This is a genomic window from Arthrobacter sp. 10L424 (assembly GCF_056395325.1).
Window position 1 is genome coordinate 134,837 of record NZ_JBFTJH010000010.1, and the last position, 26,756, is coordinate 161,592.

The 26,756-nt window shown below is 68.3% G+C and carries 16 protein-coding genes, 1 tRNA gene and 2 pseudogenes; 13 read left to right on the top strand and 6 right to left on the bottom strand.

Going from position 1 to position 26,756, the window contains the following annotated elements:
- Window positions 1–50 precede the first annotated feature (50 nt).
- The 3 genes and pseudogenes from AC1DC5_RS16040 to AC1DC5_RS16050 all read left to right on the top strand — a co-directional run.
- The gene (locus AC1DC5_RS16040; RefSeq protein WP_476865832.1) at window positions 51–1,283 is read left to right on the top strand and encodes a L,D-transpeptidase; all 1,233 of its coding nucleotides are present in this window, start codon (window positions 51–53) and stop codon (window positions 1,281–1,283) included.
- 156 nt (window positions 1,284–1,439) lie between these two features.
- Window positions 1,440–2,639 carry a L,D-transpeptidase gene (locus AC1DC5_RS16045; protein ID WP_441405801.1) on the top strand — a complete coding sequence of 400 codons (1,200 nt, stop codon included), beginning with the start codon at window positions 1,440–1,442 and terminating at the stop codon, window positions 2,637–2,639.
- A 201-nt stretch (window positions 2,640–2,840) separates the two neighbouring features.
- Window positions 2,841–3,989, top strand: a pseudogene (locus AC1DC5_RS16050) (TIGR01906 family membrane protein); the annotation flags it as partial.
- Between the two features lie 321 nt (window positions 3,990–4,310).
- Here AC1DC5_RS16050 and AC1DC5_RS16055 read toward each other — a convergent pair.
- Window positions 4,311–6,062: pseudogene (locus AC1DC5_RS16055) on the bottom strand (AMP-dependent synthetase/ligase); the annotation flags it as partial.
- A 58-nt stretch (window positions 6,063–6,120) separates the two neighbouring features.
- Complete coding sequence (locus tag AC1DC5_RS16060; RefSeq protein WP_476865794.1) at window positions 6,121–7,833, bottom strand: dolichyl-phosphate-mannose--protein mannosyltransferase; 1,713 nt, start codon at window positions 7,831–7,833, stop codon at window positions 6,121–6,123.
- 212 nt (window positions 7,834–8,045) lie between these two features.
- On the opposite strand from AC1DC5_RS16060, the gene rsmI reads away from it, so the two are divergent.
- Both rsmI and AC1DC5_RS16070 read left to right on the top strand, forming a co-directional pair.
- Complete coding sequence (rsmI, locus tag AC1DC5_RS16065; protein ID WP_476865833.1) at window positions 8,046–8,906, top strand: 16S rRNA (cytidine(1402)-2'-O)-methyltransferase; 861 nt, start codon at window positions 8,046–8,048, stop codon at window positions 8,904–8,906.
- Window positions 8,907–9,097: 191 nt separating this feature from the next.
- On the top strand, window positions 9,098–10,597 hold the full coding sequence (locus tag AC1DC5_RS16070; protein WP_476865795.1) for an NAD-dependent succinate-semialdehyde dehydrogenase: 1,500 nt from the start codon (window positions 9,098–9,100) through the stop codon (window positions 10,595–10,597).
- 25 nt (window positions 10,598–10,622) lie between these two features.
- Here AC1DC5_RS16070 and AC1DC5_RS16075 read toward each other — a convergent pair whose 3' ends face one another.
- Genes AC1DC5_RS16075 through AC1DC5_RS16085 form a run of 3 tightly spaced genes read right to left on the bottom strand, consistent with a single transcriptional unit; the run spans window position 10,623 to window position 15,702 of the window.
- Complete coding sequence (locus AC1DC5_RS16075; protein ID WP_476865796.1) at window positions 10,623–13,145, bottom strand: transglutaminase TgpA family protein; 2,523 nt, start codon at window positions 13,143–13,145, stop codon at window positions 10,623–10,625.
- Window positions 13,142–14,650: a DUF58 domain-containing protein gene (locus AC1DC5_RS16080; protein WP_476865797.1), complete on the bottom strand. Its 1,509-nt coding sequence runs from the start codon at window positions 14,648–14,650 to the stop codon at window positions 13,142–13,144. The genes AC1DC5_RS16075 and AC1DC5_RS16080 overlap by 4 nt, the downstream gene beginning before the upstream one ends.
- Before the next feature lie 11 nt (window positions 14,651–14,661).
- Window positions 14,662–15,702 carry an AAA family ATPase gene (locus AC1DC5_RS16085; protein WP_476865834.1) on the bottom strand — a complete coding sequence of 347 codons (1,041 nt, stop codon included), beginning with the start codon at window positions 15,700–15,702 and terminating at the stop codon, window positions 14,662–14,664.
- Window positions 15,703–16,143: 441 nt separating this feature from the next.
- Here AC1DC5_RS16085 and AC1DC5_RS16090 point away from each other — a divergent pair, with 441 nt between their 5' ends.
- The 5 genes from AC1DC5_RS16090 to AC1DC5_RS16110 all read left to right on the top strand — a co-directional run bounded on the left by AC1DC5_RS16090 (window position 16,144) and on the right by AC1DC5_RS16110 (window position 22,549).
- Window positions 16,144–17,031 carry a TatD family hydrolase gene (locus AC1DC5_RS16090; protein ID WP_441405807.1) on the top strand — a complete coding sequence of 296 codons (888 nt, stop codon included), beginning with the start codon at window positions 16,144–16,146 and terminating at the stop codon, window positions 17,029–17,031.
- Window positions 17,032–17,312: 281 nt separating this feature from the next.
- Window positions 17,313–18,488 carry a ubiquitin-like domain-containing protein gene (locus AC1DC5_RS16095; RefSeq protein WP_476865798.1) on the top strand — a complete coding sequence of 392 codons (1,176 nt, stop codon included), beginning with the start codon at window positions 17,313–17,315 and terminating at the stop codon, window positions 18,486–18,488.
- A 244-nt stretch (window positions 18,489–18,732) separates the two neighbouring features.
- The gene (rsmA, locus tag AC1DC5_RS16100) at window positions 18,733–19,572 is read left to right on the top strand and encodes a 16S rRNA (adenine(1518)-N(6)/adenine(1519)-N(6))-dimethyltransferase RsmA (RefSeq protein ID WP_476865835.1); all 840 of its coding nucleotides are present in this window, start codon (window positions 18,733–18,735) and stop codon (window positions 19,570–19,572) included.
- An 81-nt stretch (window positions 19,573–19,653) separates the two neighbouring features.
- Window positions 19,654–20,616 (top strand): 4-(cytidine 5'-diphospho)-2-C-methyl-D-erythritol kinase, encoded by a 963-nt coding sequence (locus AC1DC5_RS16105; protein ID WP_476865799.1) that lies wholly within the window; start codon window positions 19,654–19,656, stop codon window positions 20,614–20,616.
- Window positions 20,617–20,722: 106 nt separating this feature from the next.
- Window positions 20,723–22,549, top strand: a complete 1,827-nt coding sequence (locus AC1DC5_RS16110) for an ABC-F family ATP-binding cassette domain-containing protein (RefSeq protein WP_476865800.1) — start codon at window positions 20,723–20,725, stop codon at window positions 22,547–22,549.
- A gap of 547 nt (window positions 22,550–23,096) precedes the next feature.
- Here the strand turns inward: AC1DC5_RS16110 and AC1DC5_RS16115 are convergent.
- Window positions 23,097–23,696: a TetR/AcrR family transcriptional regulator gene (locus AC1DC5_RS16115; protein WP_476865836.1), complete on the bottom strand. Its 600-nt coding sequence runs from the start codon at window positions 23,694–23,696 to the stop codon at window positions 23,097–23,099.
- Between the two features lie 211 nt (window positions 23,697–23,907).
- Here AC1DC5_RS16115 and AC1DC5_RS16120 point away from each other — a divergent pair.
- The 3 genes from AC1DC5_RS16120 (at window position 23,908) to AC1DC5_RS16130 (ending at window position 26,667) form a co-directional block, all read left to right on the top strand.
- Window positions 23,908–23,979 (top strand) — tRNA-Gln (locus AC1DC5_RS16120).
- A 211-nt stretch (window positions 23,980–24,190) separates the two neighbouring features.
- Window positions 24,191–25,681, top strand: a complete 1,491-nt coding sequence (gene glmU / locus AC1DC5_RS16125) for a bifunctional UDP-N-acetylglucosamine diphosphorylase/glucosamine-1-phosphate N-acetyltransferase GlmU (protein ID WP_441405811.1) — start codon at window positions 24,191–24,193, stop codon at window positions 25,679–25,681.
- Window positions 25,682–25,686: 5 nt separating this feature from the next.
- The gene (locus tag AC1DC5_RS16130) at window positions 25,687–26,667 is read left to right on the top strand and encodes a ribose-phosphate diphosphokinase (protein ID WP_441405812.1); all 981 of its coding nucleotides are present in this window, start codon (window positions 25,687–25,689) and stop codon (window positions 26,665–26,667) included.
- Window positions 26,668–26,756 lie beyond the last annotated feature (89 nt).

A 26,756-nucleotide genomic window follows, 5' to 3' on the forward strand; every position in this document is an offset into this window, starting at 1 on the left:
AATTCCCGCCCTAAACTCACCTATGCTTTCAAGGTAACGTCTGGAAGGACCTGAGTATTGTGAACGCCCCGAGAAGCCGCACAGGCCGCAAGCTCGCCGTGCTCGGGGCCGTCTGTGCCCTCGCCGCGGCCGGCGGTGTGTTCGCGGCAGGCCCGGGGCTGGCCCGCGCATCCTTCGCGTCCGAGGCCGCCTCGCCGGAACGCTCGACGCCGGGACTCGCCTTTCCGGTGGTGGCGCCGGCAAAGCTGGACGTCGTCCCTGCGGACGAAGCCAAACAGGTCAACCCTGCCGCGCCCGTCACCCTGAAAGTCATAAACGGCCGCATTGACCGCGTCTCGCTCACGAGTGGCTCCGGTGACGCCGTGGACGGAACCCTCAGCGCAGATGCTTCCAGTTGGACGGCGACTGGACCGCTGAAGTTCAACACCCGCTACAGCTACACCTTTTCCGTGGTGGACGGCGCCGGCCGCAAAGACAACGTGACGCGGACCTTCAGCACGGTCTCCACCGCCAACGAAGCCGACGCCGCCATCTACCCCCTGGACGGCATGAGCGTCGGAGTGGCCCAGCCGCTGCAGATTACCTTCAGCGAGCCTGTCCTGAACCGGGACGCCGTGGAAAAGGCGATCAAGATTAGCTCCACCTCCGGGCAGGTGGGGGATTTCCATTGGTTCAGCAACTCGATGGTCAGGTATCGCCCGGAGAATTTCTGGACCGCAAACAGCACGATCACGATGGACATGCAGCTGTTCGGCGTGGAGCTCGGCAACGGGCAGGTCGGTAATTTCAACAAGAAAGTCACCGTCCACATCGGCGACAAGAGGGTCGCCATCGCGGACGCGGCGGCGCATACGTTTACGGCCAGCATCAACGACCAGAAGGTCGGCCAGTGGCCCGCGACCATGGGAGACACCCGGTTCCCCTCGGCGCGGGGGTATCTCGTATTCATGGAGAAGTACCGCGTGGAGCACATGGATGCGTCCACGATCGGGCTCAAGCCGGGCGACCCTGCCTACTACGGCCAGCTGGACGTTAACTTCGCGACTCGCCTGACCCCGAGCGGGGAGTTCATCCACCAGGCCACGGACTCCGCCATGCCTTACCTCGGCGTGGCAAACCTCTCGCACGGCTGCATTGGCCTGGGGCCGGACGGCGCGCAGTGGGTCTTCGAACACATGACAACCGGCGACGTGGTCCAGGTTGTCAACACCGACGGCGACTTCGCCGCCGTGGACGACGGTTTCGGGGACTGGAATATCCCCTGGGCGCAGTACGCAAACTGACATGGCCCGCTGCAGGTCAGCGAACGGCGGAAAGACACTATTGGGGGACCTTACATGGACGAGATAACGACGGAACCTGGCATGCGGCCAAGACGCGGCGATTCCGTAGCCGGCGAGCACCGACCAGCCGGCCAGAGCCGCAGGAGAAGCGGAAAGATGCTGGCTGTGCTGGCACTCTGCGCCGCGGTCGGAGCCGGCGGGATCGGCATCGCAACGGCTCCGGGGCGGGCCGAAGCGGAAATGCCTTCAGAGTCATCGGCTCCGATGCGGAACGTGTCCGGCCTCGCCGCACCTGTCGTGAAGCTGGTGGAACTCGGCGTCACCCCCACCGACGGCGCCAAGGCCGTCAACCCGGCCGCCACGCCCTCGGTCAAGGCCGTCAACGGCATCGTGAAGGACGTCGTCCTGGTCCCCGCAGCCGGGGGAGACCGCGTCCCGGGGACCACGAGCCCGGACGGCTCGACCTGGACCGCCGAGGATCCGTTGGAATTCGACACGAAGTACAAGTACAGCTTCACTATCGTGGACCAGGCCGGACGCGAAACGAAAAAGGCACAGAACTTCGCCACCGTGGCCAAGGCCAACGAGGCGGATGCCGCGGTGTACCCGCTCAACGGCACCACCGTAGGCTCCGGCCAGCCCATCGAAATCGTCTTCAGCGAGCCCGTGCTGAACAAGGAGGCCATGGAAAAGGCCGTCACCGTCACGGCATCCTCCGGCCAGCCCGTGGCCTGGCGCTGGTACTCGGACCGCCGCGTCCGGATCAGGCCCGAAGCGTTCTGGGCTGCCAACAGCGAGATCACCGTGGACCTGAAGCTCTTCGGCGTGGACTTCGGCAACAAGATGATCGGCAACTCCGACACCAAGGTCGCGTTCAAGGTCGGGCCGCAGCGGCTCGCCGTCGTTGATGACATCACCAAGACCATGAAGGTGTACTTCGACGGCCAACTGGTCAAGACAGCGCCGGTCACGCTGGGAGACAAAGAGTGGCTCTCACCAACCGGCTTCGCCGTCATCATGGAGCAGGAGCGCAACTCCAAGTTCAACGCCGGCAGCATCGGGTTGAAGCCCGGCGACAAGGGGTACTACCCGCCCCTGACGGTGGAATACGCCAACCGCCTCACCAGCTCCGGCGTCTACGTCCACCAGGCCCTCGAATCGGCCTGGGGTGCGGTGGGCAGGTTCAACGTCTCGCACGGCTGCGTCGGGCTGCTCCCGGCGGACGCCGCCTGGTTCTTCAACAACATGAAGACCGGTGACGTGGTCCAGACCCTCAACACCGGGGCTCCGGTCGTGGAGCCGCTCGAAGGCTTCGGCGACTGGAACATCCCCTGGGCGCAGTACGCCAAACGCTGACCGCAGGGGACGCTCCCCTGAACCTGCCCGGCTGCCCCGGCGGGCAGGGGGCCGGTTTCACCGAAACCGGCCGCTGAATCCCCGTCCTCCACGGGGTGGCACCTCGCCCACGGCGAGGCTGTGGAGGTAGGCTCGGAAGCAGATATGTAGCGTTGCCGGGCCCCGGCCGGTGGCGCGGACGCCTACGGAAGCGAAGCTGCAGTGACTGACTCAAGTCCCACCCCTCCGAATCGGCAGGATCCGCAACTGGATCCGGCTGATGACGCTGACGAACCCGCGTTCGACTGGATGAAGCCGAGCTCCGCGGACAAGCGCCCCGCCGCGTCTTCTGCCGGCGCAGCAGGTACGGATGCCCGCAACGCTCCGGACACCGCGGCCGCGCCGGCGACAACGGCGCCGTCCCCATCCACGCCCTCCCCAACCACGCCGTCCACCACGACGGCGGCCGGGGGCCAGGCCGGCAGCCGCGCGGACCGCAAGGCCGCGGAAGCCGCCGTCGAACCGGCGCCCAGGGGCAACGGCACGCACTTCAGTGAGCCGCTGCCCACCTCCGCGCTGCAGGTCCGCCCGCCGGAGGAGGAAGTTCAGCGCCGGAACGCCGAACGGGAACACGCGGCGAACGCCAAGCCGGTAGCCCCGCGCGTGATGCAGGTCCTGCTTGCCGTGTGCTTCCCGGTCATCCTGCTGGTGCTGGCTGTCCGCGCCGTCGCCAGCCCCCTGTTCCTCTGGGTGGAATACAACCGTCCGGGTTTTCCGGGCGACGGCTATGGCTTCAGCAGCGACGACCGCATGACGTACGGCTCGTATGCCGTGGACTACCTCAGCAACTGGTCTGGACCGCGGTACCTTGGCGAACTCGTCAACCGCAGCGGCGACAAGCTGTTCGGGGAAGGCGAAGTCAGCCACATGGCCGACGTCAAGGTCGTCATCCTGTCCGCCTTCGGCGCCGGAGCCGTGCTGATCCTGCTCAGCCTGATCGCCGTGATTTACTTGCGGCGCCGCAGCCCCGGGGGAGTCCGGCGCGGGCTCTTCGCTGGGTCCATCATCACCCTCGTCATCATCATCAGCCTGGGCGTGCTGGCCGCGCTTGGCTGGGAACAGTTCTTCGCCCAGTTCCACAGCGTCTTCTTCGCCAGCGGCACCTGGACGTTCGCGCTGCAGGACACCCTGATCCGGCTCTTCCCGGGCCAGTTCTGGGTTGACGGCGGGATCGTAGTCGCCGGCCTGGTGCTGATCGCCTCACTCGTCACGCTCGTCCTCACCTGGCCGACGCGCAAGCGCCGCGGGCTGCCGAAAAAGGGTGCCGCGGACGTGGAAACGGATCCGGCGGGGGACGAACCGACTGAGGCCGACCCCGAAGCCGCTGTCCCCGCCAAGCGGTCCCGCTTCCGCCGGGAAAGGACAGGCAAGTCCGGAGGATCCACCGCCGGCGGCGCAGCCACCGCGGACGCGTCCGCCACTGAAGAAACGGTGGATGAAACTGCGGATCCGGCCGCCGGAAACACCGCCACGGCGGCGTCGGCAGTGAACCGCCCCGGCACAGCCTCCTCGGGGACCGGGGATTCGGGGAGCCCGGACTCCGGGACGCGCGGCACGCCGATGCGGGGTCACTCCAGCACCGTCTAGGCGCAGGAACCCACACCCGGCAGGCACGAAGAAGCGGGCGGCCCCCACGTGCCCCCCCCCGGTGAAGTCGGCGTCCAGCACAACGAAGCTGCGGATGGATTCGGCCTGGGAGACAAGGGCGTTGGCCTCGTCCACGGCGCGCTGCAGGGCCACGCGGACCAGGTCGTTGCCCTTGGCCTCGGCGGGGCTCATCACGGGCACTTTGTGCACGGCGCACCAGTTTTCCAGTCCGTCCGGGTCCAGGTTGATCAGGGCCGACACGAAGGGCCTGCCGTCCCCGACTACCACAGCCTGCAGGACCAGTTCGTGTTCGCGGATCTTCTCCTCAAGAGGCCCGGGGGCGACGTTCTTGCCGCCGGCCGTGACCAGCAGGTCCTTCTTCCGGCCGGTGATCGTCAGGAAGCCGTCCTGGTCCAGCGACCCGAGGTCGCCGGTCCGGAAGAACCCGTCCACAAACGCCTCCGCATTGGCCGCGGCGTTGTTGTGGTAGCCCTTGAAGACGCCGATGCCCTTGACCAGGATCTCGCCGTCCTCGGCGACCCGGATGGTGGTTCCGGGCACCGGGATGCCGACAGTGCCCACCTTGGACCGCGTCGGCGTGTTGGCCGTGCACGGTGCCGTGGTTTCGGTGAGGCCGTAGCCTTCGAGGACGGGGATGCCGGCGCCGCGGAAGAAGTGCGCGTCGTGGGGGCTCAGCGGGCTTGCCCCCGAAACGGTGTAGTGGAGCTGGCCGCCGAAAGCCTGGCGCAGCTTGGGGTACAGCAGCCGGTCGAAGAGGGCATGCTTGGCCCGGGTCACCAGTCCGGGGCCGGCGCCGTCGCCGCGCGCGGCAGCGTCGAGGGCCCTGGAGTAGTCGATGGCGACGGCGGCGGCCGCCTCGAACAGGCGTTCCTTCCCCGCGAGGGCCGCCTTGTGGGCGGCGCCGGCGTAGACCTTCTCGAAGATCCGGGGCACCACCAGCAGGAACGACGGCTTGAAGCTGGCCAGGTCCTCCAGCAGTTCCTTGGCGGTGGCGGTGTGGCCCACAGTTGTCCCGGCGCTCAGGCAGATCACCTGGACAGCGCGGGCCAGGACGTGGGCCAGCGGAAGGAACATCAGGGTCCGGGTGCGGGGCTGCAGCAGGATCTCCGGAAGGAACAGCACAATGTTCCTCGCGACCAGGGCGAAATTCCCGTGCGTGACTTCGCAGCCCTTGGGCCGGCCCGTGGTTCCGGACGTGTAAACGAGAGAGGCAACGTCCGCGAGCCCGGCCGCGGACCGGTGCCGCTCCAGTTCGGCGTCGCCGACTCCGGTACCGGCCGCGGCAAGGCTGGCGAGGTTGGGGGCGACGTCGTCGTAGTCCATCCGCACGACGGGGAGAATGGTGTCGCCCAGCAGCCCGGAGCTGTCCAGTACCGCCTGGACCAGGCCGGCCTTTGCCTCGTCCTGCGCGAAGATGCGCCGCGCCGCCGAGTCGTGCAGGATCCATTCGATCTGGCTGGCCGAGGACGTTTCATAGATGGGAACGGCGACGCCGCCGGCGAACCAGATGGCAAAGTCCACCACCGTCCACTCATATCGGGTGGCTGACATCACCGCCACAGTTTCCCCGGGGGTGATGCCGCCTGCAATCAGGCCCTTGGCGAGTGCCCGCACCTGGTCCAGGAACTGCTGTGCGGTGACATCGGCCCAGCCGGCCGGTCCTTTGCGGGAGTAGAGGGCGTGCACCGGGTCCTTGGCGTGCTGCTCCAGGAGCAGGTCCGTTACGTTGCTGCCCGGATCGAGCTCGACGAGCAGTCCGGTGCTTGCTTCTCTCACAGCCGTTTCTCCATTCCGGGTCCGCCTCGTGCCGGCGGACGTCCCCTGCAATCCTGCCCTAGATCCAGGACGGCATCCACATCCGGAACCGCCAATCCTGGTAGGTAATGGTCTCGGCGGTCCACACCGGATAGAAGAAGGCCGAGACGACCACGGCCGTGACCACAAAGAGGGTCACGAGGAGGAGTCCGGAGCGCCGCCGCCACGGCGGGTCCGTGCGCTGCCCCAGGACAAGGCCCAGCCCGTAGGCGAGGGCCAGGATCAGGAAGGGCTCAAAGGACACGGCGTAGAAGAAGAACATGGTGCGTTCCGGGTACAGGAACCAGGGCAGGTAACCTGCGGCCACGGCCGCGAGGACGGCGCCCGCACGCCAGTCGCGGCGCCCGGCCCACCAGAAGAGCAGCACGCCCAGGCAGACGGCGGCGCTCCACCAGATGACGGGGTTGCCGACGGACAGGATCGCCGTTGTGCAGCTGGCGGTATCGCACCCCGGGCTGCCCTGCTTGGGGGATTCGTAGAAGAACGACGTGGGCCGGCCAAGCACCAACCAGCTCCAGGCGCTGGCCTCGTACGGGTGGTCCGAGCTGAGCCCCTGGTGGAACTTGTAGGCTTCCAGATGGTAGTGCGCGAGGGACCGGACGGCGTTGGGCAGCCAGCCCCATTCCGCCGAGGGAACCGTCTCGGCCCAGTTCCGGAAGTAAGCGTCCTTGGAGCGGAACCAGCCGGTCCAGCTGGCGGCGTACACCAGCGCGGCCACCGGGACGATGCTGAGAAAGGCCGGAATGCCGTCCTTGAGGATCCCGCCGCTGATCCAGCCATGGATTCCAGCGATCCGGCGCGCGCTCAGGTCCCAGAAAACCGTCAGCAGCCCGAATCCGGCCAGGAAGAACAGCGCCGACCATTTTGTGCCGACAGCCAGTCCGAGGCACACCCCGGCCGCCAGGCGCCACCAGCGGATGCCCAGCCAGGGGCCAGACGCCAGTTGGAGCAGGCTGGGCCGCCCGTCCGGGGAGGCTGCGGCCTGCCGGCCCAGCCGCCTTGCAAGCCGGCGGCGGCCGTCGTCGCGGTCCATCAGCAGGGCGCCAAACGCGGCGAGAACCCAGAACATCAGGAAGATATCCAGCAGGGAGGTCCGGGACATCACCAGATGGTGGCCGTCCACGGCCAGCAGCACACCGGCCACCGCCCCGAGGGTCAGCGAGCGGAAGAGCTTCTGGGCGATCAGGGCCAGCAGGAAAATGGACAGGGTGCCTGTCAGGGCCGCCCCGAACCGCCAGCCGAAGGGATTGTCCGCGCCGAACAGCCACATGCCGGCGGCGATCATCCATTTCCCGACCGGCGGGTGGACGACGTACTCGGGGCCGGGCAGCAGTACACCGGGATTGCCCGCGATGAAGGCGTCATTGGCCTTGTCCGGCCATGCCCGTTCGTAGCCGCTGACCAGGAACGAGTAGCCGTCCTTGACGTAGTAGGTTTCATCGAAGACCAGGTTTCGGGGCGAATCCAGCCGGACGAAGCGCAGGATTCCGCCGAGGGCCGCGGTGATGACCGGTATGAGCCAGAACCACAGCCGGAGCGGGGGCGGATAGTCCCGCCAGCTCCGGATGTTGCCGATCAGGCGGTCCTTCAGGGCCTCGGGGGTGAATGCTTCCGCCGGGCGGCTGATCCAGCGGTGCCCCTCCAGGTTGCGTCCGGGGCTGGTGGCTGAGGGCGCCGATCCGGTGGAACCGGCGTCGACAGGCCGCGTGGGGGTCTGCGTCACGATGCCCATGCTACCTTTTGCGGCTGTGGTCTCCGGCCGTGCCGTTCGCCCGGTTCGTCAGCCAGGTTCACCACCACGTTCCGTCGGCCTGCGTGAGGTGCCGGCAGTAGGCTGGTCGTGTGGACCCTCAACTCAGCACCTCCCCAAATCTTTCCGGCGACGACCCGGGGCTGCCCGACGACGTCGAGGATGGCGCCGGTCCCGGTCCCGGTGAAAGCCCCGTGACGGCGCCGGCGGCCCAAAGCGGCGGTCCCGGGCGGATTGTGCTGGCGGCGACCCCGATCGGCAACGTCGGCGACGCCACGTACCGGCTGGTCGAGCTGCTGACGACGGCGGACATCGTCGCCGCCGAGGACACCCGGCGGCTGCACCGCCTGGTCCAGAACCTCGGCATCACCGTGGCCGGCCGGATCATCAGCTACCACGAGCACAACGAGGCCGCCAAGACCGGCGACCTGCTGGACCAGGTGCGCGCCGGCAAGACCCTGGTGATGGTGACCGACGCCGGCATGCCGTCCGTCTCGGACCCCGGCTTCCGCCTGGTCGAGGGTGCCGTGGCCGCGGGGTTGACGGTCACAGCGGCTCCCGGACCGTCGGCGGTGCTCACCGCCCTCGCGCTCTCCGGCCTGCCGACCGACCGCTTCTGTTTCGAGGGGTTCCTGCCCCGCAAGGCCGGAGAACGGTCCTCCCGCCTCGCCGATCTCGACGCCGAGCGCCGCACCATGGTCTTTTTCGAGGCACCGCACCGGCTGGAACCCATGCTCCGTGCGCTGCGTGAACGGTTCGGCGCGGACCGGAGTGCCGCCGTCTGCCGTGAACTGACCAAGACCTACGAAGAGGTCATCCGCGGCACCCTGCGCGAACTGCTGGAGTGGGCCGAATCCAGCGAGGTGCGCGGCGAGATCGCCGTCGTCGTGGGCGGCGCCCCGGAGCGGGAGCCGGGCAAACCGGAAGACCACGTGGCGGACGTCAACGCGCTGATTGCGCAGGGAATCCGGCTCAAAGAGGCTGTCGCGGCCGTGGCCGAGGATGCCCGGGTCAGCAAGCGGGAACTCTACTCCGCCGTGCTCGCAGCCCGGTAGCCGGGCCGGCCCGCGGCCGGAACGCCTGCTGTGCACCTGCACAGCGAACCCCGCGCGACGTAGTGCGGGGATGCGTAGACAGCCCGGAGAATCCGGCAGTACCGTGGCAGTAAATCCAGTGCATCCGAATGGTCATTCGGACAGTGCTGAATCCCAACCCATTCACCCAACCGCTGACGAGGGAGTCAACCGTGACTGTAACTGCCCAGCCCATTGTTACCGCCGAGCGCGAGAGCGCCCTGCTGGCCACTGTTCCCACAGGTCTGCTGATCGACGGCCGGTGGCGCCCGGCCGCGTCCGGGAAGACCTTCGACGTGGAGGATCCCTCGACCGGCAAGGTCCTGCTGAGCCTCGCCGACGCCGGGCCGGAAGACGGGGCGGCGGCGCTGGATGCCGCGGCCGCCGCGCAGGAATCCTGGGCGAAGGTTCCCCCGCGGGAGCGCGGGGAGATCCTGCGCCGGGCCTTCGAACTCGTCACTGAACGGGCCGAGGACTTCGCGCTGCTGATGACGCTGGAGATGGGCAAGCCGCTGGCCGAGGCCCGCGGCGAGGTCACCTACGGCGCGGAGTTCCTGCGCTGGTTCTCCGAGGAGGCCGTGCGCGCCTTCGGCCGGTATTCGGTGTCCCCGGACGGGAAGTCCCGGCTGCTGGTGACGAAGAAGCCGGTGGGCCCGTGCCTGCTCATCACGCCGTGGAACTTCCCGCTGGCCATGGCCACCCGCAAGGTCGCCCCCGCGGTCGCCGCGGGCTGCACGATGGTGCTGAAGTCCGCGAACCTGACTCCGCTGACGTCCCAGCTGTTCGCCGCGGTGATGCTGGAGGCCGGGCTGCCCGCGGGCGTGCTCAATGTCATCCCGACCTCCACGGCCGGCGCCACCACGGGGCCGCTGATCAAGGACTCCCGGCTCCGGAAGCTGTCCTTCACCGGGTCCACCGAGGTCGGACGCCGGCTGCTCTCGGACGCCTCGGAGACGGTCCTGCGGACGTCGATGGAGCTCGGCGGGAATGCCCCGTTCGTGGTGTTCGAGGACGCCGACGTCGACGCCGCCGTCGCGGGGGCGATGCTGGCGAAGCTGCGGAACATGGGCGAGGCCTGCACCGCGGCCAACCGGTTCATCGTGCACGAGTCCCTCGCGGATGAGTTCGCGGAGAAGTTCGCCGCGAAGATGGCCGGCATGACCACCGCCCGCGGCACCGAGGCGGAGTCCAAGGTCGGCCCGCTGATCGATGCCAAGAGCCGGGACAAGGTCCACGAGCTCGTCTCCGATGCCGTGTCTGCCGGTGCGGTGGCCGTGATCGGCGGCGCCGCGGTCGAGGGTCCGGGCTACTTCTACCAGCCCACGATCCTCAAGGGCGTCACCGAGGGCACCCGGATCCTGTCCGAGGAGATCTTCGGGCCGGTCGCGCCGATCATCACCTTCGACACCGAGGACGAGGCCATCCGGCTCGCGAACAACACCGAGTACGGCCTGGTGGCCTACGTCTTCACGCGGGACCTGAACCGCGGGATCCGGATGGGTGAACGCCTCGAGACCGGCATGCTGGGCCTGAACGCCGGCGTGGTCTCGAACGCCGCGGCACCCTTTGGCGGGGTCAAGCAGTCCGGCCTGGGCCGCGAAGGCGGCCTCGAGGGCATTGAGGAATACCTCTACACCCAGTACATCGGCATCGCCGACCCCTACGCCGGCTAAGAACCCCGGCTGCCGGCAAGCCTTTTCAGCTCCGGCGCAGCCAGCGCACCCGGCGCACCGCCCCGCGGGTCCTTGACCAGGCCCGTGCCAGGCCGCGCCGGGTGCGCTGTGCTGTGCGGCGCGCGGCGCGGAACGGCGCCGTGGCGGCCCGCCGCCAGGCGGCCATGATGGAGGGCGGAAGCCACGCCGCACGGAACCGCACCAGCGGACCGGCATGGGAGCGCAGCGCGGCGCTGACCGCAGCGATCCGGTGGGCCCCCGATGGTTCCGGGGTGGCGTCGCCGTCGGTCCCGGACGGCGGGCGTCCGTATTGCCGGCGTTCGAAGTCCACCGTGAGGGATTTGACGGCCTGGTGGCTGTCCGCGTCCAGGCCTCCGGGCTCTCCGAGGGCCCCCGCAGCGCGCAGCCGTTCGGAGAAATGACGCGGAGTCTCACTGGTCTGTGGCGACACACCGTAATCCATGGCGAGGTCACGCAGCTCCGCCCAGGCGTGCAACGCTGCTGCGCCGTGTCCCCGGGCACCGTTGAGCCGGCGGCGGCGGAGTGCCGTCCGCGCCAGGTGCGGCGACGCCAGCACCAGGCCGAGGAACAGCAGTGCCCCGGCGGAGTAGAGCACGGGCAACATCACGCTAACCGGGTCCGCCTGCGGGGCCGAGCCCGGGAGCGGCAGCGGCGCCACGTTGGGCAGCGGCGTGGGGTTGGCGGAGTTGCCCGGGATGAGGCCATCGTTGTTTTCGTTCGTGCTGGCGCCGCTGGGCGCCTGGGCTTCCGTGGCATAGGACGGGACCACTCCGCGCGAAGGGGTCGGCTCGAAGGGGACCCAGCCCAATCCCTGGAAGTACAGTTCCGGCCACGCATGGGCATCCCGGGCATCGACCTCATATTCCGGCAGGGCACCCTGGCCGCCGATAGAGACTGTGGCGCCCGTTGACCGCCCGGGGGCGTAGCCCACGGCGATGCGGCTGGGGATGCCTTCCAGCCTGGCCATCACGGCCATGGCCGAAGCGAAATGGATGCAGTATCCGCTCTTTTGGGTCAGGAAGTCCGCCAGTACGGACAGTCCGTTGCCGTCATAGCCGCCCTGCACCGGGGACTGCAGGGAATACGTGAAATCGACGGAGCGCAGGTAACGCTGGATGGCCATGGCCCGTGCGTACGCAGTGGTGCTTCCCGCGGTCACGGCATCGGCGGTGGTGCGCACGATCTCGGGGACATTGTCCGGCGTCCGGATGAACTGCTCAGGGACGCCCTGCGCCGGGCCCGTGGCCTGGGCCAGCAGGTCCGGGGTGAGCTGCGGGGCGACCGAGAGCACCACATACTGCTGGTCACGGGTGTTGGCGTCGACCCCCTTGATGCTCAGGGTGGCCGGATCCCAGCTCCAGCGGCCGCTGAGGCCGTTGACTGCCTCCGGGGCGTAGGGCGCCGGCAGGTAGGGACTGGTGAACTGGCCGGTGTTGACCGCGGTGACCACCCGGACCTCCGTGGCGATGGACTCGAAGCCCGGGTCCATCCGCCCCGTGCCCATCCGGCGCGTATCGTCCCGGTCATCCGGTGCCCAGTTGTCGCCGTTGAAATTGTCCACGGTTACGGAACGCAAGTAAGGGGTGCTGGGCGCGTTCGTGGCAAAGGTGATGCGGCCGTCGCCGGTGGGGCTGCGCAGGCTGTTGCCAAGGCTGATCATCGGGTTGAGCCCCGAGGCGCTGCCGAAGGGGTTCAGCCGCGAGCCTTGCGGGAACGTCCCCTGGTCGAACCCCGGGACCACCAGCTGGAGCAGCAGGGTGACCGTCAGCGCCACGGCGCCTGTCACGGCCCCGCGTCGGAACTGGCCAGGATTTCGCGCGGTGTCGGCGCCGGTCCGCGGGTCGGGCGCGAACCAGTGGCTGCAGCCGAGGATCAGGAGGTAGCCGGCGGCGGCCGCGGCGAAGCCCAGCGCGCCGACGCTCTGCGGCTTGATCATCGCGGGAACGATCAGGATGGCGAGGATCCCGAGGCCGCTCGTGGCCGGCAGCGCCAGGGGATAGGCGAGGGCATCGACCAGGATCACCAGCAGCCCCAGGGCGGCGCAGACCAGCAGGACGATCCCGGCATTCGGGGCCACCGGCGCGCTTTCCCCGAGCACCGTCTCACTGGCCCGGCGAACGTACCGTCCCAGCTGCGTCATGGTGGCGCCCGAGGGAATGAAGCCAAGGATGCTTTGCGGGCGGAAAAAGGTGAACGTCAGGATCAGCGCAAGCGCCCCCAGCGCACCGGCCATCACGAACACGCTGCGCCACCGGAGCGCGCGGAGGCCGGCCAGGGTGAACGCCACCGTGAGGACCGTCGAGAGGACGGGGGAGTACCAGGCCCATCCCCGCAGCACGCCGTTCAGGCTCAGCGCCGCACCTCCGACGGCGACTGCGACGGCGAGGGCCATAAGCCACGGCTGTGCGCCGACCTTCGTCCGGGCTCTCCGGGTCCCCGGGAAGGAACCCGGCCCCGGAGGGGCGCCGCCCCCCGCGGACACTCCGGGCTGGCCGGAGTGCGCGCTGCGTTGTGGTGTCAGTGTCATGGCCGGACCCCCGCGCCGCGCCGCACATCGGTTGCAGCCGACAGCGTCTCGGCCCCGCCCTCGTCGAAGGCCGCCCACGCCGCGGGCAGGGACGCCGAGGGGGTCACGGCGACCGCCCGCCAACCGCCGAGCCGGAGGGTTTCGAGCACGTCGTCGAGTTCCCGGGACCTCTCCGTGACGACCAGGGCGAACGCGTTAGCGGCAAAGCCGGCAGCCGGGGACAACGCGCGGGCCTCGGCCGGCGTGAGGTTTCCCAGGATCGCCAGCACCGGCCCCCGCATCCGGTGGGCCGCCAGTTTGTCCATGAGCCGGTCGTCGAACGGCTGCGGGCCGGCCTCCGCCCCTAGGGGGTGGCGGCCGCGCGCCCGGGAAGAGTCTGCGTCCCTGGCGTCCCTGCGGTGGTGGGACCCGGTCAGCTGGATCGCTGCGAGGCTCTCGGCGACGGACTGCAGCCCGGAAGCGCCGATGTACTCCTCGGCCTCCGGCTCGGGTGCTGACGGCGAATGCTGGAATGCGGGCTCGCCGGCGGCGTCGAGGAAACGCAGCGCGTAACTCCGCTCGGACAGATGCGCGCCGATGGACATCGCGGCAGTCACGGCCCATTCGAAGGAGTCGCTGGTGATGAGGTCGTGGCCGTCCGGGACTCCAGCGCCACGCTGATCGGGTATGCGGGAATCGGTCCCGCGCGGGCCGGCGCCGAAGGGGAGGCGGGGACGTGAATTCGAGCCGGCAGAAAATGCGCCTCGGGTGAAGGCCGGGAACCGCTGGTCGAGGATGATGGTTGCCTCGGGAGTCGTGACGGACTCCTCCTGGCGGACCATCAGCTCCCCGTGCCGTGCCGTCGCGGCCCAATGCACGCGGCGCATGGGATCGCCGTGGCGGTATTCCCGGGTCATGACGTCGTCGTCGCTCGGGTTGGCCCGGACGCGGGTGGCGGTGACGCCGTCGTGCCCCCGGGCGCCGGCCAGCCCGGTCACGGGCAGTTCGACGGCGGCGGGCGTCACGGTGAGGATGTCGCCGTCGTCGATGGCGTGGCGGTGCAGGGACAGCCCGAAAGGGTCGCTGAACTCGGCGGTGACCGGCCCGATCACGAACTGGCCGCGTTTGCCGGACCGCAAATGGTATTCGTACCGGCTGGCCCCGCCCGTGGACGACCGCGCCGGGAACCGGAATACCGGGGATTCGCCGAACCGGGGAGGCAGGTGTTCCTCCATGAGGGCGTGGCCGGAACCAAATCCGGTGCGGGCGACGGCCAGCCGGACCGTCGTCGTGGCCGCAGTTTCCACACTGGCGGGGTTGAATTCCCGGTAGACCTGGAAATTCGGCTTGAGTACCCGGGTTCCTGCCAGAGAAAGCACCGGCAGGGCAAACAGCAGGACGGCCAGCGCCAGCAGGTCCCGGCGTCCCATCACCTGGGCCGCGAGCAGGAAAACCGCGCCCGCGCCCAGCAGGCCCCAGCCGCGGGATGTGAAGATGTGCCTCGGGAACCGGTCGATCAGCGCCACGGCAAGGCCACCTAGCGGCTGTTCGGCAGTGTGGCCGCCGGGGCGGCCGACATGGCGGCAGCCTTGTCACGGGCGGCACGGCCGGCGGATGCGGGCGCCGCCGCCGCCATCTCCGGGCTGACCGGGAGCTTCGCCAGCACGGCACGGATCACGCTCTGCGCGGTCTCGCCGGTGCTCGCAGCTTTGCGGTCCAAAATGATCCGGTGGGCCAGGACGGATTCGGCAACGCTGACGACGTCGTCCGGCAGCACAAAGTCCCGGCCCTCCAGGGCCGCGGTGGCCTTCGCCGCGCGCAGCAGTTGGAGCATGGACCGGGGGCTGGCGCCGAGCCGGAGCATGCCGCTTTCCCTCGTCGCGCGGCCCAGGGACACGGTGTATTCCTTGATCGACTGGGAGACATAGACCTGCCGCACCGTGGCGATCATGGACGCGACCTCGCCGGCGGTGACGACGGCGGTGACCTTGGTCAGCGGGGACGTCGACTGGTGGGTTTCCAGCATTTCCATCTCGGCGTCCTTGTCCGGGTACCCCATGGAGATCCGTGCCATAAAACGGTCCCGCTGCGCCTCCGGGAGCGGGTAGGTGCCCTCCATCTCAATCGGGTTCTGGGTGGCCACCACCATGAAGGGCTCATCGAGCTTGTAGGACTTGCCGTCCACGGTGACCTGGTGTTCCTCCATGCATTCCAGGAGGGCGGACTGCGTCTTGGCCGACGCACGGTTGATTTCGTCTCCGATGACGATGTTCGCGAACACCGCTCCGGGCCGGAACTCGAAGGACCGGGAGGCCTGGTTGTAGATGGACACGCCCGTGACATCGGAGGGGAGCAGGTCGGGGGTGAACTGGATGCGGCTCACGGAACAGTCGATCGTGCGGGCCAGTGTCTTCGCCAGCAGCGTCTTGCCGACGCCCGGGACGTCCTCAAGGAGCAGATGGCCCTGTGCCAGCAGCACGGTCAGGGCCAGTTTGGCCGCTTCCGCCTTGCCATCGATCACGGTGTTAATTGCGGTCAGGATGCGCTCGCTGGCGGAGCTGAACGCCTCCGCATCCATGGCCGCCGGCGGCTGGGCCGGACGCCGGGTACCCGGGCGTGAAGTCACGGCTGACTCTTCCCTGAGGCCCTGGCCCTCAGGGAGGGCTTCGTCTAGGGAGATGCGGTGGTAGTCCATCGGTAGCCTTTCAGCCCTGGTGGTTTCCCGGGACGGATCGGCATGGAGCGTGCCGGCCCACTCGTCGGGTGGTTGCCTGTGTTCCTGACCGTCTGTGTTCCTAGCCGTCTGTTCTCTGACCATTGTTTACATCCGTTGTAATAGCCAGTGTTTATAACAGAGTACTAACATAACTGCCGGGCCTGACAGAGAGTTCCGGTGAAATATCTGCCGGCCCCCACAGCGGAACGGTGCGCGGAACGGTCCGGGAAATGGCGCGGGCAGGTTAACTCCGCCCCGCGGGCCGGGTACAGCCGGCCGGAGGACCGCCGATAGGGTAGAAAGATGTGCAATCCGCTGACTCCCGTCCCGTTCCGCGCGCCCGGCAGTGACGGCGCCGGCAGGCAGGGCTACCCGCCGGCGCCGGAGCCGCTTCCGGTTGCGGTCATGGACAACCACACACACCTGGATTTCCCCACGGAGGGACTGAAGGTCGGCATTGGCGACGCCCTGGATGCCGCCGAAGCCGTCGGGGTCCGGGGTGCCGTGCAGGTGGGGTGCGACCTCGAATCGTCCAGGTTTACGGTGCAGGCGGTCGAGCTGGATACACGGCTCCTGGGTGCCGTCGCGCTGCACCCCAATGACGCTCCGGAGTACGCCGCCCGCGGCGAACTCGAGGCGGCCTTGGCCGAGATCGAAGCCCTCGCGGCACACCCGCGGATCCGGGCCATCGGCGAGACCGGACTGGATTTCTTCCGAACGGAGGGCGAGGGGCTGGCTCACCAGCGCTATTCCTTCCGCCGGCACATCGATATTGCCAAGCGCCTCGGGCTGACGCTGCAGATCCACGACCGTGACGCCCACGACGACGTCGTCCAGGTTCTGCGGGAGGAAGGCGCCCCTGAACGGGTGGTGTTCCACTGCTTCTCCGGCGGGGACGAGCTGGCCCGGATCTGCAACAGCGAGGGCTGGTACATGTCCTTCGCGGGGACACTGACGTTCAAGAACGCCGCCAACCTGCGTGCCGCGCTCGCCATCGCCGAGCCGGAACGGATCCTTGTTGAAACCGACGCCCCGTTCCTCACGCCTCACCCCCACCGGGGGCGGCCAAACGCGAGCTACATGGTGCCCTACACCGTCCGGGCGATGGCCGAATTGACTGGATGGGAGCTCTCGGAACTGTGTGCGCGAATCGCCGGAAATACCGTGCAGGCATACGGATCCTGGGACTGATGTGACGAAAGTAAACGTGGATCGCTAGATACCCGGTATGCACGATTTGTTGGTTGCTTTATAACGCTCCGGTTACAGTGGACAACTATTAGCCGGGGTCGGGGAAGGCCTTCGGATAATTTCACTCCTGCAGGGCGCGCATCGTGGCCAACGAACCATGGGCGCGCTCTCGTTTGTGAGTGTGGCAGTGCACACAGCTGCCGCGGACATAACGCACCCCTGCGGTGCTGCCTCAAGGCTGTCCGCGGCGGGTGAATCTGTGCGCTTTTCCCCGTGCCCGGATGGTCCAAAAGATACGGGCAATCGTGGTCAAGTTCTTTACATCGGATGGCAAGTTCAGCTTCGTCAAGGTCGGCACTCAGCTCGTCGTTCTTGTGGCGCTCGTGCTGGGACTCGTCGCCTTCGTGGGCAACAACAAGACAGTCACCCTCAACGTTGACGGCAAAGTGAGTTCCGTCCAGACCTTCGGCGGCACTGTCGGCCAGGTCGTGAAGGGTGCCAACCTCGAACTCCAGGCCGCCGACAGGGTCACGCCTGCAGCTGACTCCCATGTTCAGGACGGGTCCGTCATCAACGTCAACCTCGCCAAGGCCGTCAAGGTCAGCCTGGACGGCGCGGAACGGACCATCAACACCACTGCCCCCACGGTCGAAGGCCTCGTGACGGAACTCGGCGTCGCCAGCGCCTCGGAACTGTCCGTTCCGAAGGAAGCGCAGCTCGCCGTCTCCGGTTCCTTCGTTTCCATCTCGACGCCGAAGACCGTGAGCGTCGTTGCTGACGGCAAGGCCGCCAAGACCACAACGACGGCCGCCGACGTCTCCCAGTTGCTCGCCGACGCCGGTATCACGCTGGGCGCCAGCGACCGCGTCTCGCAGCCGGGCAACGCGCCGGTTGTCAATGACATGGTGATCAAGGTTTCCCGCGTGGACGCCAGCAAGACGGCGGACGAGACCGCGGCCGTCCCGTTTGAAACCCTCACCACGGAAGACGCCGCGATGACCAAGGGCGAGAAGAAGGTGACCCAGCGTGGTGTGGCCGGGAGCATCAACAAGAGCTTCAAGCTCGTGCTCGTCGACGGCCGCGAAGCCTCCCGCACACTGGTTGCCCAGTCCGTCAGCACCCAGCCGGTCACCGAGAAGGTCACCGTCGGCACCAAGCCCAAGGCTGCAGCCCAGGCCGGCGCGAACACCGGCGCCGGAGCCCCCGCCATGATGAACGAGGCTATGTGGGACAAGATCGCGCAGTGCGAGTCCACCGGCAACTGGTCCATCAACAACGGCAACGGCTACTACGGCGGCCTGCAGTTCGACATCCGGACCTGGCTCGGTTCCGGTGGCGGCGCGTACGCCCCGAACGCCAGCCTGGCCACCAAGGCCCAGCAGATCGATATCGCCAACCGGGTCTACGCACAGCGCGGCCTGCAGCCGTGGGGCTGCGGTTGGGCAGCCTCACGCTAGAGACACACGCCAGACCCTCCGGCTCCGGCAGAGGGGGATTGACTCTCCACGGCGTCCGCAGCAGTTGACCACGGCTGCGGACGCCCGGTACAGGCCGGGTCCGGATTTCCGGGCCCGGCCTTCGCCATGCCCGGCATGGGCAACGGGATAGGATACCTAGGTGACTGAACCGACCCCCTCCGCGCCAGGCAGTACGCCGATCACTGCTCCCGGCGGCACGCCAGCAAACGCCCCCGCCCCGCTGATGGGAGCCTCGGACATCCGCCGGCTGGCAGAGGAGATCGGGGTCCGGCCCACCAAGACCCTCGGCCAAAACTTTGTTATTGACGGCAACACTATCCGCAGGATCGTCGCTGCCGCCGACATCCACCCGGACGAGACCGTCCTGGAGGTGGGGCCGGGGCTGGGGTCGCTCACCCTGGGCCTGCTGGATGCCGCCCGCTCGGTTGTCGCCGTCGAAATCGATCCGGTCCTCGCGGGCAAGCTCCCCGCCACCGTCGCCCAGTGGCGGCCGGAAGCCGCCGGGAATTTCCACCTTGTCCTGGCCGATGCAATGCGCGTCACCGAACTCCCCGTGCAGCCGACAGCGCTCGTGGCAAACCTCCCGTACAACGTTGCCGTCCCGGTGGTCCTGCACCTCCTGCAGCACTTCCCGAGCCTCCGCCACGGACTGGTCATGGTCCAGGACGAGGTGGCCGACAGGCTCGCAGCCGGGCCCGGGTCCAAAACCTACGGCGTGCCCTCGGTCAAGGCGGCCTGGTACAGCAGCATGCGCAAGGCCGGCGTCATCGGCATGAACGTTTTCTGGCCAGCACCCAAGATCCACTCCGGCCTCGTGGCGTTCACCCGCCGGGAACCACCCGTCACCACTGCCACCCGGGAACAGGTGTTCGCCGTCATCGATGCCGCCTTCGCCCAGCGCCGCAAGACCCTCCGCGCCGCACTGGCCGGATGGGCCGGCAGCGCGGCGGAGGCCGAGCGGTGCCTTCGGGCCGCAGGCGTCGATCCCACGGCGCGGGGCGAAGTGATCGACATTGCGGCGTTTTCCCGGATCGCCGAAGCACGGGCACTGCCGGTTCAGTGAGCGCCGCGGCAGTTCCCGGACGGAGAACCCGCCCAGAGGCTGTGCTTGGAGCCTGACCCTGCCATGCCATAGCGTGGAGCCATGAACGCAGTGAGAGGGCGCTTTGCCGCGAGGACTGTCCGGGTCAAGGCTCCCGGTAAGGTAAACGTCTCACTGGATGTGGGCCCCCTGCGGCCGGACGGCTACCACTCGGTGGCCAGCGTTTATCTCGCCGTCTCGCTCTACGAAGAAGTTGCCGCCACGAGCACGGACACCGGGGAAATAACCGTCAGCATCAGCCCGGCTAGCACCCTCGACCTCGACGGCGTCGACATTCCCCTCGATGAGCGCAACCTGGCCTACAAGGCCGCCGCCATCATGACCGACGTCTCCGAGCACTCCACCGGCGTGCACCTCGAAATCACGAAGCGGGTGCCCGTGGCCGGCGGCATGGGAGGCGGCTCAGCCGACGCGGCAGCCACCTTGCTCGCCTGTGACGCGCTGTGGAACAGCGGGCTGTCCCGCGACGAACTCGCCCACCTTGCCGCGGAACTCGGCGCCGACGTGCCGTTCTCCTTGCTCGGCGGAACCGCTGTCGGACTCGGTTTGGGCGACGAACTCTCGCCGGCCCTCGTCAAAGCCCAGACCGACTGGGTCCTGGTGTCAGCGGACTTCGGCCTGCCCACCCCGGAGGTCTACCGGACCCTGGACCGGCTGCGCGCGGCCGAGGGGTCACTGGCCGACGAACCCACGGGCGTGGACCCGATGATCCTCCACGCCCTGCGCAGCGGTGACGCCGACGCCCTGAGCCGGGCGCTGATCAACGACCTCCAACGCGCCTCCATTGAGCTGGCGCCCAGCCTCCGGGAAACACTCGGGCTCGGTGAATCCCTGGGGGCGATCGCCGGAATTGTCTCCGGCTCCGGACCGACGGTCGCGCTGCTGGCACACAGCCCCGCGGCGGCCGAGGGCCTGGCTGAAGACCTCCGGCACCACGGCCTCGACGCCATGGCGGTGCACGGTCCGGTTCACGGGGCACGCATCATCTCCGATACGCTCCTTTAATAGGTTCGTCGACTTCCGCGCGACGTATTTGCCTCGGGCCGATCCGGCCTGACCAACTTTTGCTCGATATTTCGCTTGTCATTTTTCTCTAGGAAAGCAGTTCCCAGTGGCACACCTGCTCGGCGGCGAGAACCTCACGGTCTCGTATGCAACCCGTACCGTCCTCGATGGCATCACCCTCGGCCTTGAAGAGGGCGACCGGATCGGCATGGTGGGCCGCAACGGCGACGGAAAGTCAACCCTCATGCGGCTGTTGGCGATGCGCTCCACCCCGGACTCCGGCCGGGTGACCAAGCGCAGCGAAGTCAACATCGGCTACCTGGACCAGAGCGACGTACTCGACGGCGACCTCACCGTCGGCGCGGCAATCGTGGGGGACCAGGCTGACTATGAATGGGCCCGCAATCCCCAGATCCGCGAAGTCATGGGCGGACTCGTGTCCGACGTCGACTGGCACGCCAACGTCCATGCGCTCTCCGGCGGGCAGAAGCGGCGTGTGGCGCTGGCTAAGCTGCTGATCGAGGACCACGACGTCATCATGCTCGACGAGCCCACCAACCACCTCGACGTCGAAGGCGTCGCGTGGCTGTCCCGGCACCTGAAGACCCGCTGGCGGGCCAACCAGGGCGCCTTCTTGGTGGTCACCCACGACCGCTGGTTCCTCGATGAAGTCTGCAACAAGACGTGGGAAATCCACGACGGCATCATGGACCCGTTCGACGGCGGCTACGCCGCCTATGTGCTGGCCCGGGCCGAACGCGACCGTTCGGCGTCGGTTATGGAAAGCAAGCGCCAGCAGCTCGTCAAGAAGGAGCTCGCCTGGCTGCGCCGCGGCGCGCCGGCCCGCACGGCCAAGCCCAAGTTCCGGATCGAGGCGGCCAACGCCCTGATCGCCGATGTCCCCGAACCGCGCGACTCGACGGCGCTGAGCAAGATGGCCACCGCCCGGCTCGGCAAGGACGTCCTGGACCTTGAGAACGTCTCCCTTGACTTCCTTGGTGGCGATCCCGGGCAGAAGCTCTTCGACAACATCACCCTGCGGCTCGCGCCGGGTGAGCGGCTGGGCCTCGTTGGCGTCAACGGCGCCGGCAAGACCACCCTGCTGAAGCTCCTCAACGGCGAAATCCAGCCCAGTTCCGGCAAGGTCAAGCGCGGCAAGACGGTGGTCACCGCTGTCCTCACCCAGGAGGTCAAGGAGCTCGACGACGTCTCGGACCTGCGCGTGATCGAAGTGATCGAACGCGAAAAGCGCTCCTTCAACGTCGGCGGCAAGGAATTCACCGCCGGCCAGCTCGTGGAGCAGCTCGGCTTCACCAACGAGAAGCAGTGGACCCCGGTCAAGGACCTCTCCGGTGGCGAACGCCGGCGGCTCCAGCTCCTGCGCCTGCTCGTGGGGGAGCCCAACGTGCTGATGCTCGATGAGCCCACCAACGACCTCGACACCGACACCCTCGCCGCCGTCGAGGACGTCCTGGACGGCTGGCCGGGCACGCTCGTGGTCGTCAGCCACGACCGCTACCTGCTGGAACGCGTCACAGACCACCAGATGGCCCTCCTCGGCGACGGCAAGATCCGCGCCCTGCCCCGCGGCGTCGACCAGTACCTGGAACTGCGCGAAGCGGCGATGGCCGGCTCTACGATCACCGGCGGCGGCAACCCTGTCACCGCCGCCAGCGGCGGTTCCGCTACCGTTGCCGGCCCCTCGGAAGCCGAGAAGCGGGACGCCCGCAAGGCCAAGAACCGGATCGACCGCCAGCTGGGCAAGCTTAAGCAGCAGGAAGACAAGATCCACGCCCAGATGACCGCCGCAGCCGCCGACCCCTCCGCCGTCGGCCAGCTCGCCGGGCTCAACAAGCAGCTCAAGGACCTCTCCGTCGAACGCGAAGCCCTCGAGCTCGAATGGCTGGGAGCCCTGGAAGTCCTCGGCGAGTAGGTCTCCCTGCGCTGGCTGGGTTGGGTGCCGGAGCCGGCCCTTCCGCGTCGCTTAGCGCGTAAGTCCCTTCCCAACACTCGCAAGCTCGCGTCGGGGCCCGCGGGACGACGCTTACGACGCAAAGGGGACGTTCCGGTCGCTGGGCGACCTCCGCGCTCCGATGTGCTGCGATGCGCTCCTTTCGGAAGGACCGCCTCCGGCGCTCCGAGCGTCACCTTACCGAGGGGAACAGTCCCCGAACGGAACGGTCCGCACCAGCGGCGCGCGGCCTTCGGCATCTGCGAACGGTGACCGTCACGGTAGGCGACCTTCGGCGAACGTGACTTTCGGCAACTGCGATCGGTGACCGTCACTGTAGGGGACCTTTGTCGAACGTTGGGGGGCCCGCACAAGCGGAGCGGGGGACCTTCGCGTAGTCGCGCATCGCGGCGCATCGGGCTCCGGAGGTCGCTCAGCGACCGCAGGGGCCCTTTTGCGTCGTGTCTAAGCGACGGCGAAGGGCTCCCGCGCCGCGGAGGTGGGCACACCGGGAAAGTTGCCCCGAAGACTAGTCGTCGCTGCGGAGCTCGGGGTCTTTTTGCAGGCCGGTGAGGCCGTTCCAGGCGAGGTTGACCAGGTGCGCGGCTACTTCGCGCTTGTCCGGGGTCCGGCTGTCCTGCCACCATTGGCCCGTCATGGCCACCATGCCGACCAGCATCTGCGCGTACATGGCCCCGTCGGCCGATGTGAAGCCGCGGTGGGCGAACTCGTCGGCCAGAATGTACTCCACACGCGCCGTGACGTGCGAAAGCAGGGTGGAGAAGGCCCCTTCGGGCTGGGTCGGCGGGGCGTCGCGCATGAGGATGCGGAAGCCTTCGGTGCGGTCCTCGATGTAGCTAAGCAGCGCCAGCGCGGCCCGTTCGACCAGGACACGCGGTTTGGCTTCCTCGGACAGTGCGTCGTTGATGGAGCTCAGGAGGATCCGGAACTCGTATTCGACGACCTGGGTGTACAGGCCTTCCTTGGAGCCGAAGTGCTCATAGATCACGGGTTTGGAGACGGCGGCGGCGGCGGCGATTTCCTCGATCGTGGTTCCGTCCAGCCCGCGGAGCGCGAACAGTCCGCGGCCGATGCCGATCAGCTGGCTGCGGCGCTGGGGACCCGTCATCCGGATCCGGGGTACGTAGTCGGCGGACCTAACCGGCCTGCCGCTGCGGCCCTCCGCCCCTCCGGATACCCCTGCGCTGTTGCTCACAGCACCATCATGCCCCATCAGCCACAGGGAGGGGCCGCCAGCCCTGCACGCCGCAGCAGCACCGGGCGGCAACGCAGTATGGCAGAATTGATTCTCGTGCCACAGGCTCAGCGCCTTGGCATGGTCCGCCCTGGTGTAATGGCAGCACCCCGGCCTTTGGAGCCGTGGAGTATAGGTTCGAGTCCTATGGGCGGAACTTGTGGCCGTCGCGGGGCCGGTAAACGGCGCCCGGCGGACGCGGGCCGGTGCGAGTCCAGTAGGATGAATATGGCGCCGCGGCCGGACTCCGGCCCGCCCGGGCCGCGCGGATCCGGCAACCGCGGTGCACCACCAAGCCTCAGCCGCCGGCCACCCAGATCCACCGAACAGCGGCATGAGCTAAGCCACTGAGCAAGGAGAGCCCGTACGTGAGCCCCGAGAATACCGGCCCAGCCGCCGTAATCGTCCTAGCTGCAGGCGCCGGTACCCGGATGAAGTCCCGTACCCCCAAGATCCTCCACGAGATCGGCGGCCGTTCACTCGTCGGCCACGCGCTGCACGCCGCCCGCACCATCCGGCCGCAGGAACTGGCCCTCGTCGTCCGGCATGAACGCGACCTCGTGGCTGCCCACATCGCCGCAGTAGACCCAGCCGCCCTGATTGTCGACCAGGACGAGGTGCCCGGCACCGGCCGCGCCGTCGAAGCCGCCCTCGATGCGCTCGACGCGCTCCACCCCCAGGCGCAGCTCAGCGGAACGGTGGTGGTCACCTACGGCGACGTCCCTCTGCTCACCGGCCAGCTGCTCGGCGAGCTCGTCGCCAGCCACGAGGCCGGGCGCAACGCCGTCACCGTCCTCACCGCCGTCCTGGATGACGCAACCGGCTACGGCCGTATCCTCCGCGCCGCTGACGGAACGGTCACCGGCATCCGGGAGCACAAGGACGCCACGGACGCCGAACGCGAAATCCGGGAGATCAACTCCGGCATCTACGCCTTCGACGCCGCCGTACTGCGCGACTCGCTGGGCCACGTCACCACCGACAACGCCCAGGGCGAAAAGTACCTCACCGACGTGCTGGGCCTGGCCCGCGCCGCCGGGGGCCGCGTCGCCGCCGTCGTCACCGAAGACCGCTGGCAGGTCGAGGGCGCCAACGACCGGGTCCAGCTCTCGGCCCTCGGTGCCGAGCTCAACCGGCGCACCGTCGAGGCGTGGATGCGTGCCGGCGTCACCGTCGTAGACCCGTCCACCACCTGGATCGACGCCACTGTCACCCTGGACGAGGACGTGCGGCTGCTGCCGAACATCCAGCTGCACGGCACCACCACGGTGGCGCGCGACGCCGTCGTCGGCCCGGACTCTACCCTCACCGACGTCCAGGTGGGGGAGGGCGCCAAAGTGATCCGCACCCACGGTTCCGGCTCCACGATCGGCGCCAAGGCGAGCGTCGGCCCGTTCACTTACCTGCGCCCCGGCACCGTCCTCGGTGCGACCGGTAAAATCGGCGCCTTCTACGAGACCAAGAACGTCACCATCGGCCGAGGCTCCAAGCTTTCCCACCTGGGCTACGCCGGCGACGCCGAGATCGGCGAAGACACCAACATCGGCTGCGGAAACATCACTGCGAACTACGACGGCGAGAAGAAGCACCGCACGGTCATCGGTTCCGGCGTGCGCACCGGCTCCAACACCGTTTTTGTTGCTCCCGTCCAGGTCGGCGACGGCGCCTACAGCGGCGCCGGCGCAGTAATCCGCCGCGACGTGCCGCCCGGCGCCCTGGTCCTGTCCCTGGCCAAGCAGCAGAACGCCGAGGGTTGGGTCCTGGAGAACCGCCCTGGCTCGCTCTCCGCGTCCCTGGCCGAGGCGTCCGGCGCCACCACGACTTCCTCCAGTACTCCGGCATCTACAGAAGAGGGCTAGCAAAAATGAGCGAAATTACGGCACGCGGCGAGAAGAAGCTGGTGCTAGCCGCTGGGCGCGCGCATCCCGAGCTGGCGAGGGAAATCGCCAAGGAGCTCGGCACCGAGCTGCTGCCCCTGGATGCCTACGACTTCGCCAACGGCGAGATCTACGTCCGGGCAGGGGAGAGCGTGCGAGGCACCGATGCCTTCGTCATCCAGGCGCACCCCGCCCCGCTGAACAACTGGCTGATGGAACAGCTCATCATGATCGATTCGCTCAAGCGGGCCTCGGCCAAGCGCATCACCGTGGTGTCCCCGTTCTACCCGTACGCCCGGCAGGACAAGAAGGGCCGCGGCCGCGAACCGATCTCCGCGCGCCTCGTTGCCGACCTCTACAAGACCGCGGGCGCGGACCGGATCATGAGCGTGGACCTGCACACCTCCCAGATCCAGGGCTTCTTCGACGGTCCCGTGGACCACCTCATGGCCATCCCGCTGCTCGCGGACTACATCCGCACCCGCGTCGGCGCTGACGACATCACCGTGGTTTCCCCGGACACCGGCCGCGTCCGCGTCGCCGAGCAGTGGGCCGAGCGCCTCGGCGGGGCGCCGCTGGCGTTCGTCCACAAGAGCCGCGACCTCACCGTTCCGAACCAGGCCGTCTCCAAGACGGTCGTCGGCCAGATCGAAGGCCGCACCTGTGTGCTGATCGACGACATGATCGACACCGGCGGAACCATTTCCGGCGCGGTCCAGGTGCTCAAGAACGCCGGCGCCAAGGACGTCATCATCGCGGCAACACACGCAGTCTTCTCCGACCCGGCGGCCCAGCGGCTCTCCGAGTCCGGCGCCCGCGAGGTCGTGGTCACGAACACCCTGCCGATCGAAGCAAGCAAGCGCTTCCCGCAGCTCACCGTGCTGTCCATCGCACCGCTGATTGCCCGCGCCATCCGCGAAGTGTTCGACGACGGCTCGGTGACCAGCCTGTTCGACGGCAACGCGTAGCCTCCCGCTGGGGCAGGCCCGAGTCTGCTCCAGCCTGCTCAAGCGCCCGCCGGTGCGGGGCCGTTTTCAGAATTGCGGCCCCGCACTGG

Excerpts from the sequence above, each read along its gene's own strand:
- AC1DC5_RS16045 (WP_441405801.1), top strand. The coding sequence starts at position 1,440 with ATGCTGGCTGTGCTGGCACTCTGCGCCGCGGTCGGAGCCGGCGGGATC.
- AC1DC5_RS16060 (WP_476865794.1), bottom strand. The coding sequence starts at position 7,833 with ATGGGCATCGTGACGCAGACCCCCACGCGGCCTGTCGACGCCGGTTCC.
- AC1DC5_RS16075 (WP_476865796.1), bottom strand. The coding sequence starts at position 13,145 with ATGACACTGACACCACAACGCAGCGCGCACTCCGGCCAGCCCGGAGTG.
- AC1DC5_RS16085 (WP_476865834.1), bottom strand. The coding sequence starts at position 15,702 with ATGGATGCGGAGGCGTTCAGCTCCGCCAGCGAGCGCATCCTGACCGCA.
- AC1DC5_RS16090 (WP_441405807.1), top strand. The coding sequence starts at position 16,144 with ATGTGCAATCCGCTGACTCCCGTCCCGTTCCGCGCGCCCGGCAGTGAC.
- AC1DC5_RS16095 (WP_476865798.1), top strand. The coding sequence starts at position 17,313 with ATGGTCCAAAAGATACGGGCAATCGTGGTCAAGTTCTTTACATCGGAT.
- rsmA (WP_476865835.1), top strand. The coding sequence starts at position 18,733 with ATGGGAGCCTCGGACATCCGCCGGCTGGCAGAGGAGATCGGGGTCCGG.
- AC1DC5_RS16105 (WP_476865799.1), top strand. The coding sequence starts at position 19,654 with ATGAACGCAGTGAGAGGGCGCTTTGCCGCGAGGACTGTCCGGGTCAAG.
- AC1DC5_RS16115 (WP_476865836.1), bottom strand. The coding sequence starts at position 23,696 with ATGACGGGTCCCCAGCGCCGCAGCCAGCTGATCGGCATCGGCCGCGGA.
- AC1DC5_RS16130 (WP_441405812.1), top strand. The coding sequence starts at position 25,687 with ATGAGCGAAATTACGGCACGCGGCGAGAAGAAGCTGGTGCTAGCCGCT.